Genomic DNA, 19,675 nt, shown 5'->3' with positions numbered 1-19,675 from the left:
CCTTCCACGGCCGGGCGGTGCGCTACAATCGGGCTGTCGCTCCATGAAAACCATGCCCATGCCCGCCATTCCGCCGTCGCTGTTCCCGCCCATCCTGCCCAACCGCCACGGCATGCTGGCCGTCGACGACCTGCACACGATCTATTGGGAAGAGGTGGGCAACCCGAACGGGATCCCGGTGATCTTCCTGCACGGCGGTCCCGGCGCCGGGCTCTCGCCGCAGCACCGGCGCTTTTTCGACCCGGCGGTCTACCGCGTGATCCTGTTCGACCAGCGCGGCGCCGGCAAGTCGGTGCCGCTGGGCGAATGGCGCAACAACACGACCCAGCTGCTGATCGAGGACATCGAGCGCCTGCGCGCCATGTTCGGCATCGAGCGCTGGCTGGTGTTCGGCGGCTCCTGGGGCTCGACCCTGGCGCTGGCCTACGGACAGGCGCATCCGCAGCACTGCCTCGGCTTCGTGCTGCGCGGGATCTTCCTGTGCACCCCGGCGGAGATCGAATTCTTCCTGTACGGCGTGCAGTGGTTCTATCCCGAGCTGTACGACGAATTCATCGCCCCGATCCCCGTCGAGGAGCGCGGCGACCTGCTGAAGGCCTATACCCGCCGCCTGCTGTGCGACGATCCGCAGCAGTACTGGCCGGCCGCGCGCGCCTGGAGCCGCTTCGAGGGGCGGCGCGTATTCCTGCTGCCGCAGGAAGAGGAGACTTCGTCCGACACCCTCGACCTGGGCGTCGGCCGCCTAGAATCGCACTACATGGCGAACGGCGGCTTCCTCGAGAACGACCAGCTGATCCGCGACGTCGGCCGCATTTCCCACCTGCCGGCGGTGATCGTGCAGGGCCGCTACGACGTGATCTGCCCGCCGCTGTCGGCCTACCGCCTACACCAGGCCTGGCCGAATTCTCGCCTGCGCATGATCCCGGACGCCGGCCACGGCGCGCTGGAACACGGCATCGCCCGCGCGCTCGTCGCCGCGACCGAGCAGTTCAAACGTTACGGCCGTTTCGAATAAGAAGAAAGCACCGCATGAACATCCAGACCACCGACATCGGCCACGTCATCCAGCTTGCCATTGCGCCCGTGTTCCTGCTCACCGGCGTGGCCACCAAGCTGACCGTGCTGATGAACCGCCTGGCGCGCATCATCGACCGCACCCGCGTGCTCAAGGCGGAGTTGCGCAAGGGGCCGGACCCCGAATGCCACGAGGAGCTGGACGTGCTGTACACGCGCTGGCAGCTGATCAACTACGCGCTGACCGCCAGCACCGCCTGCGGCTTCCTGATCTGCGTGATCATCGCCTGCCTGTTCGTCAACGATGCCGCCAACCTGCCGCTCGACCGCTACATCGCCGGCATGTTCGTGGTGGCGATGGTGGCCCTGATCGCCAGCTTCTTTTTCCTGCTGCGCGAGGTGTTCGTCTCGTTCCGCTACATGCGCATGCACCTGCATGACACAGCCCGTTAGAAACAATAGAAAGACCAGTTTATGCACGACTACCAACGTCCTCCCACCCTGCATCGCTATGGCATGCGCTCCGAACTGGAACAGGCGCTCAGCGCCGGCCAGTTCCGCCTGCTGCCGGCGAACGGCTTCCTGACCCTGTCGTTCTCGCAGGCCTGGGACAAGCAGCTGTTTACCGCCCTGGGCCCGGCCGATGCCTGCCTGGTCATCCACAACACCGAGGAATTCGGCGAGCGCCTGCACCGCGCGGTCCAGCGCACGCTGCCCAACTGGGCCGGCATCGACGGCCCGGTCGAATACGGCGTGCGCTCGCGCCTGGGCCTGGCCTTCAGCAAGAGCGCGGGCGAGGCCCGCGAAAAGGAGTGGAAATTCGCCTGGCGCTCGATGTCGCCGCAGGCCAGCCTGAACCCGGTCACGGTGCGGATCGGCAGCATCGAGCAGTTTGCGGAGATCCGTTCGCCCGAGAGCTATCCGGTTTAATACTGCATATTTTAGAAACACGGCTCCAGGAAAAACCGTTGTAATGGCGGGATGAACGCACCCATCCCCGCCACCGCCTACCCGCAGCTCTTATCCCCCCTCGACCTCGGCTTCACCACGCTGAAGAACCGCGTGATCATGGGCTCGATGCACACCGGGCTCGAAGACCGCTTTTATAACTACGGCAAGCTAGCGGCCTTCTACCGCGAGCGCGCGCGCGGCGGCGTTGGGTTGATCGTCACCGGCGGCATCTCGCCGAACCGCCAGGGCTGGCTGCTGCCCTTCGGCGGCACCCTCAATTTCATCGGCGACGTCCCGAACCACCGCCGCGTCACCCGCGCCGTGCACGAGGAGGGCGGCAAGATCGTGCTGCAGATCCTGCACGCCGGGCGCTATGGCTACCAGCCGCTGGTCGTCTCCGCGTCGTCCCAGAAATCGCCGATTTCTCCGTTCCGCCCGCGCGCGCTGACGGAGAGCGGCATCGAATCCACGATCGCGGCCTATGTGCGCTGCGCCAAGCTGGCCAGGCAGGCCGGCTACGACGGCGTCGAAGTGATGGGCAGCGAAGGCTACCTGTTGAACCAGTTCCTGTGCGCGCGCACCAACCGCCGCACCGACCGCTGGGGCGGCACGATCGAGAACCGCATGCGCCTTCCCGTCGAGGTGGTGCGCCGCATCCGCGCTGCCGTGGGACGCGACTTCATCATCATGTACCGCCACTCGGTGCTGGACCTGGTCGAAGGCGGCAATACCTGGGACGAGATCGTGGCGGTGGCCCAGGCCCTGGAAGGCGCCGGCGCGACCATCCTGAATACAGGCTACGGCTGGCACGAAGCCAGGATTCCCACCATCGTGACCTCGGTGCCGCGCGCTGCCTTTGCGGAAGTGGCGGGGCGCCTGCGCAAGGAAGTGAATATTCCGGTGGTGGCCTCGAACCGCATCAACATGCCGCACGACGCCGAGCACCTGCTGGCGCGCGGCGATGCCGACATGGTGTCGATGGCGCGGCCCTTCCTCGCCGATCCCGACTGGGTCGCGAAGGCGGCATCGGGGAAAAGCGAAGAGATCAACACCTGCATCGCCTGCAACCAGGCCTGCCTCGACCACACCTTCTCGAACAAGCGCGCGACCTGCCTGGTGAATCCGCGCGCCTGCCACGAGACGGAGCTGGTGTACCGCCCGGTCGTGCGCAAGCGCCGCGTCGCCGTGGTGGGCGCCGGGCCGGCCGGGCTGTCGGCGGCCACCGTGGCGGCCGAGCGCGGGCACGATGTGACGCTGTTCGATGCGGGCGATCGCATCGGCGGGCAGTTCAATGTGGCCATGCGCATCCCCGGCAAGGAAGAATTCACGGAGACCATCCGCTACTTCGGACGCAAGCTCGAACTCACGGGCGTGCAGCTGCGCTTGCAGCAGCGCGTGACGCGCGAGGAGCTGGTCGCCGCCGGCTACGACGACGTCATCGTCGCCACCGGCGTCACCGTGCGCATGCCGCGCATCGAAGGCATCGATCACCCGAAGGTGCTGTCTTACCTGGACGTGCTGCGCGGGCGCGTAACGGCCGGCAAGCGGGTCGCGATCATCGGCGCCGGCGGCATCGGCTTCGACACCGCCGAATACCTGCTGCACGATCCGCTCGAGGCGCTGCCGGTGCCGGTCGATCAATGGATGGCGGAGTGGGGCGTCGACCCGACCGTGCGCAGCGCCGGCGGCCTGCTTGATGCGCACAAGCCCACGCCCCTGCGCAGCATCTGGCTCCTGCAGCGTAAGACCACGCGTCCAGGCGCGGGCCTGGGTAAAACCTCGGGATGGGTGCACCGCGCCACCCTGGTGCGCAACGGCGTCACGATGATGGCGGGCGTGCAGTACGACCGCATCGACGACGCCGGCCTGCACATCACCGTGGGCGGCGAGCAGAAACTGCTGGAAGTGGACAACGTGATCGTCTGCGCGGGGCAGGAAAGCCTGGCGGAGCTGATGCCTTCGGAAGAGACGAAGGCTGGGCCGCGCTTCTACAAGATCGGCGGGGCCGCGCTGGCGGCCGAACTGGATGCGAAGCGGGCGATCCGCGAAGGGGCGGAACTGGCGGCGCGCCTGTAACAGGCAAAAAAATGGCCGGGTGCGTCACCCGGCCGCTATCACCAGGGAATCGGGCCTCAATCCTGCCCGGCCCCGCTGCTGCGTTTCTTGCTCTTCTTGCTCGAATAATCCGAAGCCGGCTGCGCGCTCTGGTTGGACTGCGAGCCCGACGCCTGCTTCTGTTCCATGCCGCCGTAACCCGACTGGCGCGAAGCGTTCAGGCGGTCTTCCTCACCGCGCGCCTGCATGCGCTGGGCGCTCTGGCGGGCGCTCCAACCCGCCTGCTGGGCGCCACCGCCGCCGCGCTGGCTGCCGACATTCTGGTCGCCCATGCCATTGCCCTGCAGCGAACCGCGGGAGCGCAGGGCAGCACCTTGTTGTTCAATATTTGCCGACTGCACGTTGGCACTGCCAGGTGCCACCCAGCCCGGCGCCCGCGGTTGCAGGCTGCCATTGGCAACGGGGACAATTTTTTCCTTGGCGATGCCGCGTGCGCGGACGCTATCCGGTCCTTTTTGCTTCGTCATTTTGATCCTCCTCAGGTGCTGCGCATGTTGATGCGCTGACTGGGAGATGATGCGCGCGGGGAAGGCCGTATTCCAGAGGAATCGGGAGCGCACCTTTGTAGGACTGGAACTACCAACACTCTTCAGTCGAAGAAGAGTGTTGGTTAATGATGAGCTGCTTATTTCTTGCGCACTACCACGCAACCGATCGAATAACCGGCGCCGAACGAGCAGATCACGCCCTTGCTGCCGCTCGGCAGGTCGTCCTGGTAGCTGTGGAAGGCGATGATCGAGCCGGCCGACGAGGTGTTGGCATAGGTGTCGAGAATCACCGGCGCTTCGCCGCCTTCGGCGTCGCGGCCCAGCAGGGTGCGCACGATCAGCTGGTTCATGCTCAGGTTGGCCTGGTGCAGCCAGAAGCGGGAAATGTCCTCGACCTTCAGGCCGGCGCCTTCGACCGTGGTGCGGATGGTCTCGGCGGCCATCGGGCAGACTTCCTTGAACACTTTACGCCCCTGCTGGCGGAACAGCTTGTCGGCCTGGCCGATACCCTCTTCGTCGAAGCGGTTCATGAAGCCGAAGTTGTTGCGGATATTGTTCGAGAACTTGGTCTTCAGCTTCGAATCGAGGATTTCGAACTGGTGCTCGCCGACGGCGGTGTCGGCGGCTTCGATGATCATCGCGGTGCAGGCGTCGCCGAAGATGAAATGGCTGTCGCGGTCGCGGAAGTTCAGGTGGGCGCTGGTGATTTCCGGGTTCAGCACCAGCACCGCGCGCGCCTGGCCGGTCTGCACGGCGCCGGCTGCCGTCTGGATCGCGAAGGTGGCGGACGAGCAGGCCACGTTCATGTCGAAGCCGAAGCCTTCGATGCCCAGCGCGTCCTGCACCTCGACCGCCATGGCCGGGTAGGCGCGCTGCATATTGCTGGCGGCGACCAGCACCATGTCGATGTCGGCCGGGGTGCGGTTGGCGCGTGCCAGGGCCTGGCGCGCGGCGGCGACGCAGATCTCGGCCTGCAGCGACAGTTCCTCGTCGGCGCGTTCCTTGATGCGCGGGGTCATGTGCTTCGGATCGAGGATGCCGGCTTTTTCCATCACGTAGCGCGACTTGATGCCCGAGGCTTTCTCGATGAAGCCGCTGCTGGACGGCTCCAGCGCGGTGACTTCGCCGGCCGCGATCTTTTGCGCGTTTTCGGCGTTGAACAGTTCGACGTAGGCGTTGAAGGCCGTCACCAGCTCATCGTTGGAAATCGAATTCGGTGGCGTAAACAGGCCGGTGCCGCTGATGACGACAGGTTTCATGATTGGCTTTCTAAGGTGATAACGGGAAGAAACTCCCTGCGAATCTGCCGATTCTACACAATCGTACAGACCGTGGGAACAGGCCCGATTTAGCTCAAATGTGCGTCAGTGGGCCTGCTGCGCCAGCGTTCCGCCACTCTCCGCGGCGCCCCGTTTCGACAGTTGCAGCGGCAGGCCCTGCAGCTGGCGCAGCGCCTGGGCCAGCTGGAAGTCGGTGGCGCTGCCGAATTCGACCGGTTTGCGGTGGCGCTCGGCGGCCAGGATGCGCATCTGCGCCCTGATGTCTTCCTTGCGCGTGGCTTCCTCGCGCTCGCGGTCGTTCGACAGATGGCTCTTGAGGTCGGCTTCACGCATGCGCAGCGCATTCAGGCCGTCGCCGTCGGCGTTCTCGTCGACCGCGAAGTCGGGCACCACGCCGCGCGCCTGGATCGAGCGGCCGCTGGGCGTGTAGTAGCGCGCCGTGGTCAGTTTCACGGCCGTCTCGCCGGCCAGCGGGCGGATCGTCTGCACCGAACCCTTGCCGAAGGTCGGGCTGCCGACGATGGCCGCGCGCTTGTGGTCCTGCAGCGCGCCGGCCACGATTTCCGAGGCCGAGGCCGAGCCGGTGTTTACCAGCACCACCATCGGGATGGTCTTGAACAGCTCCGGCACCTTTTTCAGGGGGTCTTCGCCGCGGCCCAGCATGTAGTATTCGGGGCGGCCATAGAAGCGCGCCTTCGATTCTTCCAGCTGGCCGTTGGTCGAGACGATCTCGGCGCCGCTGGGCAGGAAGGCGGCGGCGGTGCCGATCGCGCCCTGCAGCAGGCCGCCCGGGTCGTTGCGCAAATCGAGCACCATGCCTTTTAGCGCCGGCTCCTCGCGCGCCAGCGCGGCCAGTTTTTTCGCCAGGTCGTTCACGGTCGGCTCCTGGAATTGCGATACGCGCACCCAGGCATAGCCCGGCGCCACGATCTTGCCTTTCACGCTCTTCTGCACGATCTCGTCGCGCACCACCGTGATCTCCAGCGGCGCCGGTGCGCCCGCGCGCAGGATGCTCAGCACCACTTTCGTGTGCGGCTCGCCGCGCATGCGCTTGATGGCCTCGTCGAGGTCCATGTCCTTGACCTGGGCGCCGTCGATGCGGGCGATCAGGTCACCGGCCTGGATGCCGGCGCGCGCGGCCGGCGAATCCTCGATCGGGGCGACGATTTTCACGTAGCCCTCGTCGCTCTGGCCGATCTCGATGCCGAGGCCGACGAAGCGGCCTTCGGTGCCTTCGCGCAGTTCACGGTAGGCTTTCTTGTCCAGGTAGGCCGAATGGGGGTCGAGCGCATCGACCATGCCGGACATGGCATGGGTCATCAGCTTGCGGTCTTCGACCGGTTCGACGTAGGTGGATTTGATCAGGCCGTAGACGCCGGCCAGCTGCTGCAGGCTGTCCAGGGGCATGCCGTTCCCGACCGGTTTCTGGGCCAGCGCCGAAAACTGCATGGTGACCGCGACGCCGAGTACGGCGCCCAGAGTGAGGAGGGCGGAATGCTTGAGTTTCGAGCCCATGTGCTTGTCGGTCCTTGGTCTGCTGGGTTATGCCTGAGCGCTGTCGAGTATACCTGTCCTGCGCCCGGAAAGGACGCCCGAGCCCGGTCTGAGCGCGTATTCACGGTGATATAATGGCCCGTTCACGTGCATATGTTGCTTATTTAAAATGAAGAAAGTCCTCATTCTCGGCGTCAACGGCTTTATCGGCCACCACCTGTCCAAGCGCATCCTCGAGACTACCGACTGGGAAGTCTACGGCATGGACATGAATTCCGAGCGCATCACGGAGCTCCTGGACCATCCGCGCATGCACTTCTTCGAAGGCGATATCACTATCAACAAGGAGTGGGTCGAGTACCACGTCAAGAAGTGCGACGTGATCCTGCCGCTGGTCGCCATCGCGACCCCGTCGACCTATGTCCAGGCGCCGCTGCGCGTGTTCGAACTGGACTTCGAGGCGAATCTGCCGATCGTCCGCTCGGCCGCCAAGTACAAGAAGCACCTGGTGTTCCCGTCGACCTCGGAAGTCTACGGCATGTGCCACGACGACGAATTCGACCCGGAAAACTCGGAGCTGGTCTACGGCCCGATCAACAAGCCGCGCTGGATCTACGCCTGCTCCAAGCAGTTGATGGACCGCGTGATCTGGGGCTACGGCATGGAAGGCCTGAATTTCACGCTGTTCCGTCCGTTCAACTGGGTCGGCGCGGGCCTGGATTCGATCCACACCCCGAAAGAGGGTTCTTCGCGCGTGCTGACCCAGTTCCTCGGCCACATCGTGCGCGGCGAACCGATCCAGCTGGTCGACGGCGGCGCGCAGAAGCGATCCTTCACCTATGTCGACGACGGTATCGACGCGCTGGTGCGCATCATCGATAACAAGGACGGCAAGGCCAGCGGCAAGATCTACAACATCGGCAACCCGTCGAACAATTATTCGATCCGCGAACTGGCCCACATGATGCTGGAACTGGCCGCCGAGTACCCGGAATACCGCGACACCGCCAAGGAAGTGAAACTGGTGGAAACCAGCTCGGGCGCCTACTACGGGACCGGCTACCAGGACGTGCAGAACCGCGTGCCGAAGATCGAGAACACGATGTCCGAGCTGGGCTGGGCGCCGCAGGTGAACATGCGCGATGCACTGGCCAAGATCTTCGATTCCTACAAGGACAAGCTGGTCGATGCGAAGGACCTGATTCCGGAACGCCGCCAGCTGCAGCGCGACTAAGATCCACTACAGGTAATACTCGTCATTCCCGCGAAGGCGGGAATCCATGCTGAGCCACCAGGCACACGGCGTATGGATTCCCGCTTTCGCGGGAATGACTTTTTTACGTTTACGGCTTCATCGTCTTTACGATTTCAAGGAACTTGTAAATCCTTGTAAGCCGCCTGCCGGCGCCCCGTAAGTAATTGTAAGAATCGACACGAGAGAAAACCCCCGCGCCTATAGTTCTTATCAGTTTTTCTCTCTCTCCACTTCTTGAAGTGGTCTTTGCCCACGGTGTCCCCGTGGGCTTTTTTATGACGAGATTTCCATGCCCACTCGCCTTATCCGCGCCTGCCTGTTCGCCTGTGCCCTGGTCGCGGCAGGATCCAGCCTTGCCGTCCCGCTGATGGACATGCGCGCCGAAGACCTGCTGCCGATGGCGTCCGAATTCAAGAAGTCGCTGAACCTGAACGCCAACCAGCAGACGCTGTGGCAGCAGGTCGAAAGCCGCTCGCGCGCCGTGCTGCGCGAACGCCAGCACCGCCGCGAGGCGCTGCAGGACAAGGCGAAGACGCTGCTGGCAAAGCCGGACATCGAACTGCGCGAACTGAACGCCCTGGTGGAAGCCGAAAGCGCCGCCGCCGTCCAGGAAGACAAGCAATTGCGCGAGATGTGGCTGAGTCTGAACGACGCCCTCGACGATGCCCAGCGGCGCCAGGTGGCGACCCTGCTGAACGAGCAGCTGCAGCGCGTGGTGCCGGAAGGGCGCCCAAGCGGAGAGCGGGGCGGCGAGAAAGGCGGCGAGCGTGGCGGCCGCGGCATGGGCGGTCACGGCCGTGGCGGCATGGGTGGTCCCGGCGGCGGCATGGGCGGCGGGAGCGGGGGCATCAATATCGGCGGCTGAGGATTGTTGACTCCCAGTCAACAATGCAAATGAAACCACGGAGTGCTGCGCCGTGCCGGTGACACTTCGTTGCTTTTTGACGGATTTGCGCGCTTGCCGTGTATCGTAAAGTAACAACAGCAACTTCAGTGGTTTTTTGGCCATGCTTAACGGCTAGAATTTGGTCCAACCGGATGGCAACAGTCCGGGCAACCGATAACGATAAGCATGAGCAAATTGATCCCGATGGCCTGCCTGGCCTTGCTGGGCACGGCGGGACACGCATGGGCTGCCGACCCTGACCCCACCCCTCAACCGGCTCCGCGCAGCGGCACGGTGCCGGCCTCTCCCAGTATCCAGCAGGTCACCGTCAGCGGCGCACGCGCCGACGATACCGAGGCGCGCCGCATCTCGACCGCGGCGAAAATGGTGTTCGGCCGCGAGGAACTCGAACGCAATGGCGACACCAGCGTCGGCGAAGTCCTGAAACGCCTGCCCGGCGTGACCATCGGCGGCGCGCCCGGACGCGGCGGCGGCGGGGTCCGCATGCGCGGCATGGGCAACGGCTATACGCAGATGCTGGTCAACGGCGAGCGTCCGCCGCCAGGGTTCTCGCTGGAGTCGCTGTCGCCCGAGCAGGTCGAGCGCATCGAGGTGATCCGCGGCCCGGTGGCCGAGCACAGCACCCAGGCCATCGCCGGCACCATCAACATCATCCTGCGCGAAGGTTATCAACAGAAGGATGTGCAGCTGCGCCTGGCGGACAACATCGAGCAGGGCCGCCATGGCCTGAATGCCTCGCTGGCGATGCCGGGCAAGTCGGGCGCACTTACCTGGATGATGACCGGTTCGCTGATGCAGAACCGTCCGCATAACGAAAGCGACACGCTGAATCTCAGCACCCGCAAGGACGGCACGGTCGAGCGCCGCCAGCAGATCCACGACGAAGGCGGCGGCGTCTTCGATGGCCTCTTCCTGTCGCCGCGCCTGGCGTATAAATTCGCGAACGGCGACACGCTGAGCTTCCAGCCCTTCCTCGCCACCAACCGCAGCCGCAACGGCGCCGACAGCTGGCTGGAGCAGCCCATCGGCAGCATCGCGCCCGAGTACGCGCACCAGCGCTCGGATTCGCGTGCGCACTCGAGCTTCCTGCGCGGCTTCGGCAACTGGCTGCACCGCGGTGAGGCCGGCGCGCGTCTGGAGGTCAAGTTCGGCTTCACCGGCGGCCGCAATGACAGCGACACCGCCCGCAACACCTTCGACGCCAATGGCGGCGCGCTGCGCCGCTACATCGACAGTGACGCCAGCCGCGACAGCGGCGTGAACCTAGGGGGCAAATACAGCCGTCCGCTCGGCCAGGGCCATTTGTTCGCGGCCGGCTGGGACCTCGAAGCCAGCAAGCGCCGCCAGCAGCACGTGGCGGCCGGCGATTCGGCGGCGCTGTTCGACGACGGCGGCGCCTCTCTGGCGGCGCAATCGCGGCGCGTGGCGCTGTTCGTGCAGGACGAGTGGGATGTCACGCCGCAGTTCTCGACCTATCTCGGGATGCGCTGGGAGGGGATTCGCGTCACCAGCGACGGTAGAGATAAAAGCGTCGGAACGGACGTGGTCAACACCTCGAAAGTCTGGAGCCCGGTGCTGCACGGCGTCTGGCGCATTCCCGGTCACGAGAAGGATCAGGTGCGCGGCAGCGTCACCCGCAGTTATAAAGCGCCGGCGCTGAACGACCTGATCGCGGTGCCGTATATCTCTACCTACAACGACGCCACGCGGCCCGACCGCAGCGGCAATCCGAACCTGAAGCCGGAACTGGCGACGGGCATCGACCTCGCCTACGAACACTACCTCGGCAAGAGCGGCCTGCTGTCGGCCAGCGGCTTTGTTCGCAACATCGACGACCTGATGCGCCGCCAGACGGTGCTCATTGCAGCCCCTTCTGGTGCGCGCTGGGTCTCCACCCCGATCAACATCGGCAGCGCCTCGACCCGCGGCCTCGAACTGGAAGCCAAGTTCCCGCTCACCGAACTGTGGCCGCACGCCCCGCTGATCGACCTGCGCTCGAACTACAGCCGCTTCTGGTCGCGCGTGGACGGCATCCCGGGCCCGAACAACCGCCTCGACCAGCAGCCGAAGCAGACCGCCAACCTGGGCCTGGACTACCGTGCCAAGGGCTCGCCGCTGAGCCTGGGCGGGAGCCTGAACTGGACCCCGCAGACGATCGTCCAGACCACGGTCAACGAGACCGCCACGACCGGCACCAAGCGCCAGTTCGACGTCTACGGCTTGTGGAAACTGAATGCGGCCTCGCAGCTGCGCCTGTCGGCGAATAACCTCGACCCGCGCGTCTACGAGACCGCGCGCAGCCTCGACACCGGCCCGCTGGTGCAGAGCGCCGCGACCCTGGCCCGCACCACCACCCAATTCGGCGTTCGCTATGAAATGAAACTGTAGTAAATGCCAGACAACAGCCCGGTTTCGGCAAGCCGGGCTGTGATACATTTGCCGATGGCCACAAGCCGTTCTTTTCCCTGCAACCAAGGACAACCGCGTGAAACGTTACCTTCTGAGCACCCTGACCTTGTCGCTGATGGCCGCTTTTGCAAGCGCCGCCGACACGGCCCATTCCGCTGCCGCCGGCACGACCTCCGGCATCGAGACGCAGTACATCGATCAGGGCGTGCGCGTCCAGGACGATTTCTTCGGCCACCTGAACGGCAAATGGCTGCAGACGACGGAAATCCCGTCGGACCGCACGAGCTGGGGTACCTTCATGAAACTGCGCGACGACACCCAGGGCCAGATCCGCGGCATCGTCGAAGCGGACCAGAAGAAGCCGGGCAAGAAGCTGGGCAGCGACGAGCAGAAGATCGGCGACCTGTACACCAGCTTCATGGACGAGAAGAAGCTGGAAAGCCTCGGCACCAAGCCGCTGGCGGGCGAGCTGCAGCGCATCCGCGCGCTGAAGGACAAGAAAGGCATTCCGGCCCTGGTGGCCCACCTGGCGCAGATCGGCGTGCCGAGCCCCTACGGCATCGGCGTGGCCCAGGATGCCAAGGAGTCGACCAAGTACGCGACCTACATCCGCCAGAGCGGCCTGGGTCTGCCGGACCGCGACTACTACCTGAAGATGGATGACGCGCGCATGGCCGGCATCAAGGCCAAGTACGAGCAGCACGTCACCAACATCCTGTCGCTGGCCGGCGACAAGGACGCCGCCGCCAAGGCCAAGGCCATCGTCGCCTTCGAGACCGAGCTGGCGAAGGTGCAGTGGACCCGCGTCGAGCTGCGCGATCCGAACAAGAGCTACAACAAGATGAGCGTCGAGGAGCTGACCAAGCTGGCGCCCGACTACGACTGGAAGGCCGCGCTGGGCGCCGCCGGCATCGGCAACAAGGCGAGCTATGTGATCGTCGGCCAGCCGAGCTACATCACCGGCTTCAACGAGGTGTTGAACAAGACCGAGCTCGCCACCCTGCAAGCCTATTTCCAGTGGCAGGTGCTGCGCGAGTTCTCGCCCTACCTGTCGAAGGCCTTCGTCGACGAGCGCTTCGACTTCTACGGCAAGACCCTGTCCGGCGTGAAGGAACAGGAACCGCGCTGGAAGCGTGGCGTCGCCACCGTCGAAGGCGCGCTGGGCGAAGCCCTGGGCCGCGAATACACCGCCCAGTACTTCCCGCCGGAGCGCAAGGCCCGCATGCAGGAGCTGGTGAAGAACGTGCTGGCGGCCTACAAGGAATCGATCGACAACCTGGACTGGATGGGTGCCGACACCAAGAAGGAAGCGCAAGCCAAGCTGGCCAAGTTCAACCCGAAGATCGGCTACCCGAACAAGTGGCGCGACTACTCGAAGCTGGCCATCAAGAAGGATGACCTGGTCGGCAACGCGATGCGCACCGCCACCTTCAACTACAACCGCAACATCAACAAGCTGGGCAAGCCGATCGACCGCGAAGAATGGGGCATGACGCCGCAGACCATCAACGCCTACTACAACTCGCGCCTGAACGAAATCGTGTTCCCGGCCGCGATCCTGCAGCCGCCCTTCTTCAACGCCAGCGCGGATGACGCGGTCAACTACGGCGCGATCGGCGCCGTGATCGGCCACGAGATCGGCCACGGCTTCGACGACAAGGGTAGCCAGTCCGACGGCGACGGCAACCTGCGCAACTGGTGGACCGCGGAAGACCAGGCCCGCTTCAAGGCCAAGACCGACATGCTGGTCAAGCAGTACAGCGCCTTCGAGCCGGTGCCGGGCTACCACGTCAACGGCGAGCTGACCCTGGGCGAGAACATCGGCGACAACTCGGGCCTGGCGATCGCCTACAAAGCCTACAAGATCTCGCTGCACGGCCAGCCGGCCCCGGTGATCGACGGCCTGAGCGGCGACCAGCGCTTCTTCATGGGCTTCGGCCAGGTGTGGCGCTCGAAGATGCGCGACGAAGCGCAGATCAATCAGGTGAAAACCGACCCGCACTCGCCGGGCCAGTTCCGCGCCAACGGCACCCTGCGCAACCAGGCCGCTTTCTATGAAGCCTTCGGCGTCAAGGAAGGCGACAAGATGTACCTGAAGCCTGAAGAGCGCGTTACGATCTGGTAATACAGAAGACCAGAGCAGGGACGGCGGCGATCCCGCCGTCCCCATCCACCCATAACAATCCGAGGGAGATGCACGAATGAAGAAGCAATACCTGTTGAGCGCCCTGACCCTGGCCCTGATCGCCAGCGTCAGCCACGCAGAAGGCACTGGCGGCGCGGCCGCTGCGAAAGCCACCGCCACCAAGGGCCAGACCCTGAGCGCCGGCATCGCCACCCAATACATCGAATCGTCCGTGCGCCCGCAGGACGATTTCTTCGAATACCTGAACGGCAAGTGGCTCAAGACCGTCGAGATCCCGGCCGACAAATCGCGCTGGGGCTCCTTCAATGAGCTGCAGGAGAACACCCTGCCGCAGCTGCGCGGCATCATCGAGAAGGTCGCTGCCAAGAATGCCGCCAAGGGCACCGACGAGCAGCGCATCGGCGACTTCTACGCCAGCTTCATGGACGAAGCGCGCCTGGAACAGCTGGGCGCAGCCCCGCTGAAGCCCGAGCTGGACAAGATCGCCGCGCTGAAGAGCACGTCCGAACTGCCGGCCCTGCTGGCGCACCTGGGCAATATCGGCGTCGGCGTGCCCTTCGACTACGGCATCGGCCAGGACGACAAGGATTCGACCAAGTACGCGCCGGGCATCAGCCAGGGCGGCCTTGGCATGCCGGACCGCGACTACTACCTGAAGGCCGACGACAAGCGCATGGCCGACACCAAGGCCAAGTACCAGCAGCACGTCGAGAAGATGCTGAGCATGGCCGGCGACAAGAACGCCGCCGCCAACGCCAAAGCCATCGTCGACTTCGAGACCGAGATCGCCAAGATCCAGTGGACCAAGGTCGAACTGCGCGATCCGATCAAGGCCTACAACAAGGTCAACCTGGCCGACCTGAACACGATGGCCCCGGGCTTCGACTGGAAGACCTGGCTGGACACCACCGGCCTGTCCGGCAAGGCCACCTACGCGATCGTGGGCCAGCCGACCTACCTGAAGGCCTTCATGGAGCTGGCCAACAAGACGTCGGTCGATACCTGGAAGGCCTACCTGTCGCTGCACCTGATCGAATCCTATGGCAGCTTCCTGTCGAAGAATTTCGTCGACGAGCGTTTCGACTTCTACGGCCGTACCCTGTCGGGCGTGAAGGAACAGGAACCGCGCTGGAAGCGTGGCGTCGGCGCGGTCGAGCGTTCGCAGGGCGAAGCGCTGGGCAAGCTGTACGTTCAGGAATACTTCCCGGCCGAGCGCAAGGCGCGCATGGAAGCGCTGGTGAAGAACCTGCTGGCCGCCTACAAGGACTCGATCAACAAGCTCGACTGGATGAGCCCGGCCACCAAGAAGGAAGCGCAAGCCAAGCTGGCCAAGTTCACCCCGAAGATCGCTTACCCGAACAAGTGGAAGGACTATTCGAAGCTGGTGGTCTCGCGTGACGACCTGGTCGGCAACGTGATGCGTTCGCGCCTGGTTGAAGGCGAGCGCTCGCTGAACAAGCTGGGCAAGCCGATCGACCGCGAAGAGTGGGGCATGACGCCGCAGACCATCAACGCCTACTACAACCCGTCGATGAACGAAATCGTGTTCCCGGCCGCGATCCTGCAGCCGCCGTTCTTCGACGCCAACGCGGATGACGCGGTCAACTACGGCGGCATCGGCGCCGTGATCGGCCACGAGATCAGCCACGGCTTCGACGACCAGGGCGCCCAGTACGATGGCAACGGCAACCTGCGCGACTGGTGGACCGAAGCGGACCACAAGAACTTCAAGGCCAAGACCACGGCGCTGGTCAATCAGTACAACGCCTTCGAGCCGCTGAAGGGCTACCACGTGAACGGCGAGCTGACCCTGGGCGAGAACATCGCCGACAACTCGGGTCTGGCGATCGCCTACAAGGCTTACCACATCTCGCTGAAGGGCAAGAAGGCCCCGGTGATCGACGGCATGACCGGCGACCAGCGCCTGTACGCGGGCTGGGCGCAGGTGTGGCGCTCGAAGATGCGTGACGAAGCGCAGATCATGCAGGTGAAGACCGATCCGCACTCGCCGGGCCAGTACCGCGCCAACGGCACCCTGCGCAACCAGCCGGGCTTCTACGAGGCCTTCGGCGTGAAGCAGGGCGACAAGATGTACCTGGCGCCGACCGAGCGCGTAATCATCTGGTAATCGGCTCCCTGTTGTAACTAAGGCCGCGGCATGCCGCGGCCTTTTTTATTGACGCTACAATAAGAGCACAACAACACTGAAGGGACGTCATGAAACGCATCGCATTGAGTGCACTGAGCCTGGCGCTGGCCGCCGGCTTCGCCCACGCCGGGGAAGGCGCCGTAGCCAAATCGGCGTCAATCGCCTCCCGCCCGGCACTCGCCAGCGGCATCGCCACCCAGTACATCGATCCCGCGGTGCGCCCGCAAAACGATTTCTTCGCCCACCTGAACGGCAAGTGGCTGCAGACCGTGGAGATTCCGGCCGACCAAGCCAGCTGGGGCTCCTTCGACCAGCTGTATGAGGATTCGCTGGCCCAGCTGCGCGGCATCATCGAGAAGGTCTCGGCCGATACCAACACCCAGGATGCCGACGCCCGGCGCATCGGCGACTTCTACGCCAGCTTCATGGACGAGGCGCGCCTGGAACAGCTGGGCATCGCACCTTTGAAACCGGAGCTGGACAGGATCGCCGCATTGAAGGACAAGGCGGAATTGCCGGCCCTGCTGGCCCACCTGGGCAAGATCGGCGTCAACGTCCCCTTCGACTTCGGCATCCACCAAGACAACAAAGACTCCACGAAGTACGTCGCCGACATCGGCCAGGGTGGCCTGGCGATGCCGGACCGCGACTACTACCTGAAAGCGGACGACGCCAAGCTGGCGGACGCCAAGGCCAAGTACGAGCAGCACGTCGAGCGCACGCTGGCGCTGACCGGCAACGGGCGCGCCGTGTTCGATGCGCGCTCCATCGTCGGCTTCGAGACCGAGCTGGCGCGCATCCAGTGGACCAAGGTCGAGCTGCGCGACCCGATCAAGGCCTACAACAAGGTCAAGCTGGCCGACCTCGACAAGCTGGCGCCCGGCTACGGCTGGAAAGCCTGGCTGGACGCCGCCGGCCTGTCCGGCAAGACGACCTATGTGATCGTCGGCCAGCCGACCTATTTGAAAGCCTTCGTCGAGCTGTCGAACAAGACTTCGCTCGATACCTGGAAGGCCTACCTGTCCATGCACCTGGTCGATGCCTATGCCGGCTACCTGTCGAAGAACTTCGTCGACGAGCGCTTCGACTTTTACGGCAAGACCCTGTCCGGCACCCCGGAACTGGAACCGCGCTGGAAGCGCGGCGTCGGCGCGGTCGAGCGTGCGCAAGGCGAGGCGCTCGGCAAACTCTATGTGGCCGAATACTTCCCGCCGGAGAGAAAAGCGCGCATGGAAGCGCTGGTGAAGAACCTGCTGGCCGCTTACAAGCAGTCGATCGACAAGCTCGATTGGATGAGCCCCGCCACCAAGAAGGAAGCGCAGGCCAAGCTCGCGAAATTCACCCCGAAGATCGGCTACCCGAACAAGTGGAAGGATTACTCGAAGCTGGTCGTGAAACGCGAGGACCTGGTGGGCAACGTGATGCGCGCGCGTATCGTCGCCGCCGACCGCGAGATCGACAAGCTGGGCAAGCCGATCGACCGCGACGAGTGGGGCATGACGCCGCAGACGGTGAACGCCTACTACAACCCGGAGATGAACGAGATCGTGTTCCCGGCGGCGATCCTGCAGCCGCCCTTCTTCGATGCCAACGCCGACGATGCCGTCAACTACGGCGGCATCGGCGCCGTGATCGGCCACGAGATCAGCCACGGCTTCGACGACCAGGGCGCGCAGTACGACGGCAACGGCAACCTGCGCGACTGGTGGAGCAAGGCCGACCACAAGAACTTCAAGGCCAAGACCGCGATGCTGGTCAATCAGTACAACGCCTTCGAGCCGCTGCCGGGCTACCACGTGAACGGCGAGCTGACCCTGGGCGAGAACATCGCCGACAACTCCGGTCTCGCCATCGCCACCAAGGCTTATAAAATCTCGCTGAAGGGGAAGAAGGCGCCGGTCATCGACGGCTACACCGGCGAGCAGCGCCTGTACATGGGCTGGGCCCAGGTCTGGCGCGCCAAGATGCGCGAGCAGCAGACCATCGCGCAGATCAAGGCCGATCCGCATTCGCCGGACGCCTTCCGCGCCAACGGCACGCTGCGCAACCAGCCGGGCTTTTATGAAGCCTTCGGCGTGAAACCGGGGGACAAGATGTACCTGGAGCCGAAGGAGCGGGTGATCATCTGGTAAGGACGTCGCCGTAGAAAAAAGGGCCGCATTGCGCGGCCCTTGTCATTTACTGCGCCTCGTAGGCGCCGATGTCGAGATTACCCAGCACCGGGCGCGCCACGCCGGACGCGGTGTGCTTGTACTGGGCGACCGGCTTGAGCGACACGCCGGCGCTCGAGGTGCCCGGGGTCGAACCGGCATTGGTCACCAGCGTATTGGCCAGCGGACGCAGATCCCAGGTCGAACGGCTCACGAAGCCCGGCGACACCGAACGGTAGTTGGTCTTCTGGACTGCGCTGGTCTGGGTGGTGAGGGTGCCGGTGCCGCCGAAGATGTTGTTCTGCAGCAGAGCCGGGGTGGTCACGCCCGAACCGATGAAGACGAACGTGCCGCTCGAGCTATTGTCGTTCAGGAAGGTGTTGTTGACCACGTACAGGTCCTTGCCCGGGTTGCTGGCGCCTTCTTCACCGTAGGCCAGCATGCTCGGGTTGCCGTTGACCGAAGGCTGCTGGATCACGTTACCGATCACGTAGGAGGTGCCGGCGTTCGGCAGGTCGATCTCGTAGCTCGGCTTGCCGATCGAGGTGCTGCCTGCCACGCCGGACGAGAAGCGGTTGTACACGATCGTGTTGACGCGTGCGCGCGACTTCAGGTTGTGGCCGATGTTGGCGTCGTGCGAGTAGTTGTAGCGGAAGGTCAGGCTGCCGACGTTGTTGATGTACAGGTTGTGGCTGTAACCGTCGCCGTAGCCGTTGTGGCCGAACTCGCTGTACTCGATCACGATATTGCTCGCGGTATTCGTGTTGCTCAGAATACCGTTCTCGTTATCGTGGAGGAAGGAATTCCGCAGGGTGAAGTTGGTGCCCTCGAGGCGCAACGCGGCGCCGTTCTTGTCGGCGACCTTGGCGCCGAGCATCTCGACGTTGTCGACGATGACGTTGCTGCCCGAAACAACCCAGATACCCTTGCCCATGGCGTTCTTGCCGGCGGCGTCGATCTTCGGGCGGCCATTCACGCCACGGATGGTGATATTGCTAGCGTAGATGCCGCAGACGTCGCCGCTATAGGTGGTACCGCCGGTGATTTCGACCACGTCACCGCTTTTCGCCATGGCGATCGCTTTGCAAGGGGTAGCGTAGGTTTTGCCTGGACCCACCGACAAGGTGACGGCCGAAGCGGACGAGGCGAATGCGAGGCCGAGCAGGGCGGCCGGGATGAAGGTGAAAGCGATGCGGGTGGACGGGTTGATTCGACGTTGCATGTGTTTCCTCGTGGTCCAGGTGTAGGTTCGTTACCGAAAACAATGCTTATCGGAAACGCGAAACCCCAAGCTTAGCGAACAAATTGTCACATGTT

At 64.3% G+C, this 19,675-nt stretch carries 14 protein-coding genes; 10 read left to right on the top strand and 4 right to left on the bottom strand.

Annotated elements, in window-relative coordinates; translation table 11 throughout:
* The first annotated feature begins 58 nt into the window (after window positions 1-58).
* From pip to AC07PE_RS16640, 4 genes are read left to right on the top strand one after another with little or no spacing between them, the layout of a single operon-like run.
* Window positions 59-1,015 (top strand): prolyl aminopeptidase, encoded by a 957-nt coding sequence (gene pip, locus AC07PE_RS16655; protein ID WP_498767124.1) that lies wholly within the window; start codon window positions 59-61, stop codon window positions 1,013-1,015.
* Window positions 1,016-1,029: 14 nt separating this feature from the next.
* A complete protein-coding gene (locus tag AC07PE_RS16650; RefSeq protein ID WP_498766401.1) occupies window positions 1,030-1,467 on the top strand; it encodes a DUF2721 domain-containing protein in 438 nt (145 codons plus the stop codon).
* 21 nt (window positions 1,468-1,488) lie between these two features.
* Entirely contained in the window at window positions 1,489-1,944 is a 456-nt protein-coding gene (locus AC07PE_RS16645) for a hypothetical protein (RefSeq protein ID WP_498766399.1), read from the top strand.
* 51 nt (window positions 1,945-1,995) lie between these two features.
* Window positions 1,996-4,041: a 2,4-dienoyl-CoA reductase FMN-binding domain-containing protein gene (locus tag AC07PE_RS16640; protein ID WP_498766397.1), complete on the top strand. Its 2,046-nt coding sequence runs from the start codon at window positions 1,996-1,998 to the stop codon at window positions 4,039-4,041.
* Window positions 4,042-4,097: 56 nt separating this feature from the next.
* Here the strand turns inward: AC07PE_RS16640 and AC07PE_RS16635 are convergent, their stop codons facing one another.
* From AC07PE_RS16635 to AC07PE_RS16625, 3 genes are all read right to left on the bottom strand, one after another.
* Window positions 4,098-4,547 (bottom strand): hypothetical protein, encoded by a 450-nt coding sequence (locus AC07PE_RS16635; protein ID WP_498766395.1) that lies wholly within the window; start codon window positions 4,545-4,547, stop codon window positions 4,098-4,100.
* 158 nt (window positions 4,548-4,705) lie between these two features.
* Window positions 4,706-5,827, bottom strand: coding sequence for a beta-ketoacyl-ACP synthase III (locus AC07PE_RS16630; protein WP_498766393.1), 1,122 nt, complete (start codon window positions 5,825-5,827; stop codon window positions 4,706-4,708).
* Between the two features lie 105 nt (window positions 5,828-5,932).
* The gene (locus AC07PE_RS16625) at window positions 5,933-7,363 is read right to left on the bottom strand and encodes a S41 family peptidase (RefSeq protein ID WP_498766391.1); all 1,431 of its coding nucleotides are present in this window, start codon (window positions 7,361-7,363) and stop codon (window positions 5,933-5,935) included.
* Between the two features lie 148 nt (window positions 7,364-7,511).
* Between AC07PE_RS16625 and AC07PE_RS16620 the strand changes: the two genes are divergently transcribed.
* The 6 genes from AC07PE_RS16620 (at window position 7,512) to AC07PE_RS16595 (ending at window position 18,340) form a co-directional block, all read left to right on the top strand.
* Window positions 7,512-8,576, top strand: coding sequence for a bifunctional UDP-4-keto-pentose/UDP-xylose synthase (locus AC07PE_RS16620; RefSeq protein ID WP_498766389.1), 1,065 nt, complete (start codon window positions 7,512-7,514; stop codon window positions 8,574-8,576).
* 310 nt (window positions 8,577-8,886) lie between these two features.
* Window positions 8,887-9,462 carry a hypothetical protein gene (locus tag AC07PE_RS16615; RefSeq protein ID WP_498766387.1) on the top strand — a complete coding sequence of 192 codons (576 nt, stop codon included), beginning with the start codon at window positions 8,887-8,889 and terminating at the stop codon, window positions 9,460-9,462.
* Window positions 9,463-9,669: 207 nt separating this feature from the next.
* Window positions 9,670-11,892: a TonB-dependent receptor plug domain-containing protein gene (locus tag AC07PE_RS16610; RefSeq protein ID WP_498766385.1), complete on the top strand. Its 2,223-nt coding sequence runs from the start codon at window positions 9,670-9,672 to the stop codon at window positions 11,890-11,892.
* A gap of 97 nt (window positions 11,893-11,989) precedes the next feature.
* Complete coding sequence (locus AC07PE_RS16605) at window positions 11,990-14,038, top strand: M13 family metallopeptidase (protein WP_498766383.1); 2,049 nt, start codon at window positions 11,990-11,992, stop codon at window positions 14,036-14,038.
* 76 nt (window positions 14,039-14,114) lie between these two features.
* Window positions 14,115-16,187, top strand: coding sequence for a M13 family metallopeptidase (locus AC07PE_RS16600; RefSeq protein WP_498766381.1), 2,073 nt, complete (start codon window positions 14,115-14,117; stop codon window positions 16,185-16,187).
* Window positions 16,188-16,276: 89 nt separating this feature from the next.
* Window positions 16,277-18,340, top strand: a complete 2,064-nt coding sequence (locus AC07PE_RS16595) for a M13 family metallopeptidase (protein ID WP_498766379.1) — start codon at window positions 16,277-16,279, stop codon at window positions 18,338-18,340.
* 46 nt (window positions 18,341-18,386) lie between these two features.
* Here AC07PE_RS16595 and AC07PE_RS16590 read toward each other — a convergent pair whose 3' ends face one another.
* Window positions 18,387-19,580, bottom strand: coding sequence for a right-handed parallel beta-helix repeat-containing protein (locus tag AC07PE_RS16590; RefSeq protein WP_498766377.1), 1,194 nt, complete (start codon window positions 19,578-19,580; stop codon window positions 18,387-18,389).
* Between the last annotated feature and the right edge of the window lie 95 nt (window positions 19,581-19,675).

It is taken from the genome of Telluria sp. GW821-FHT07G12, assembly GCF_059418525.1.
Note: the sequence above shows the minus strand (reverse complement) of the source record. Positions and strands in the feature narration are given on the sequence as shown.

Excerpts from the sequence above, each read along its gene's own strand:
- pip (WP_498767124.1), top strand. The coding sequence starts at position 59 with ATGCCCGCCATTCCGCCGTCGCTGTTCCCGCCCATCCTGCCCAACCGC.
- AC07PE_RS16650 (WP_498766401.1), top strand. The coding sequence starts at position 1,030 with ATGAACATCCAGACCACCGACATCGGCCACGTCATCCAGCTTGCCATT.
- AC07PE_RS16645 (WP_498766399.1), top strand. The coding sequence starts at position 1,489 with ATGCACGACTACCAACGTCCTCCCACCCTGCATCGCTATGGCATGCGC.
- AC07PE_RS16640 (WP_498766397.1), top strand. The coding sequence starts at position 1,996 with ATGAACGCACCCATCCCCGCCACCGCCTACCCGCAGCTCTTATCCCCC.
- AC07PE_RS16635 (WP_498766395.1), bottom strand. The coding sequence starts at position 4,547 with ATGACGAAGCAAAAAGGACCGGATAGCGTCCGCGCACGCGGCATCGCC.
- AC07PE_RS16630 (WP_498766393.1), bottom strand. The coding sequence starts at position 5,827 with ATGAAACCTGTCGTCATCAGCGGCACCGGCCTGTTTACGCCACCGAAT.
- AC07PE_RS16625 (WP_498766391.1), bottom strand. The coding sequence starts at position 7,363 with ATGGGCTCGAAACTCAAGCATTCCGCCCTCCTCACTCTGGGCGCCGTA.
- AC07PE_RS16620 (WP_498766389.1), top strand. The coding sequence starts at position 7,512 with ATGAAGAAAGTCCTCATTCTCGGCGTCAACGGCTTTATCGGCCACCAC.
- AC07PE_RS16615 (WP_498766387.1), top strand. The coding sequence starts at position 8,887 with ATGCCCACTCGCCTTATCCGCGCCTGCCTGTTCGCCTGTGCCCTGGTC.
- AC07PE_RS16610 (WP_498766385.1), top strand. The coding sequence starts at position 9,670 with ATGAGCAAATTGATCCCGATGGCCTGCCTGGCCTTGCTGGGCACGGCG.
- AC07PE_RS16600 (WP_498766381.1), top strand. The coding sequence starts at position 14,115 with ATGAAGAAGCAATACCTGTTGAGCGCCCTGACCCTGGCCCTGATCGCC.
- AC07PE_RS16595 (WP_498766379.1), top strand. The coding sequence starts at position 16,277 with ATGAAACGCATCGCATTGAGTGCACTGAGCCTGGCGCTGGCCGCCGGC.
- AC07PE_RS16590 (WP_498766377.1), bottom strand. The coding sequence starts at position 19,580 with ATGCAACGTCGAATCAACCCGTCCACCCGCATCGCTTTCACCTTCATC.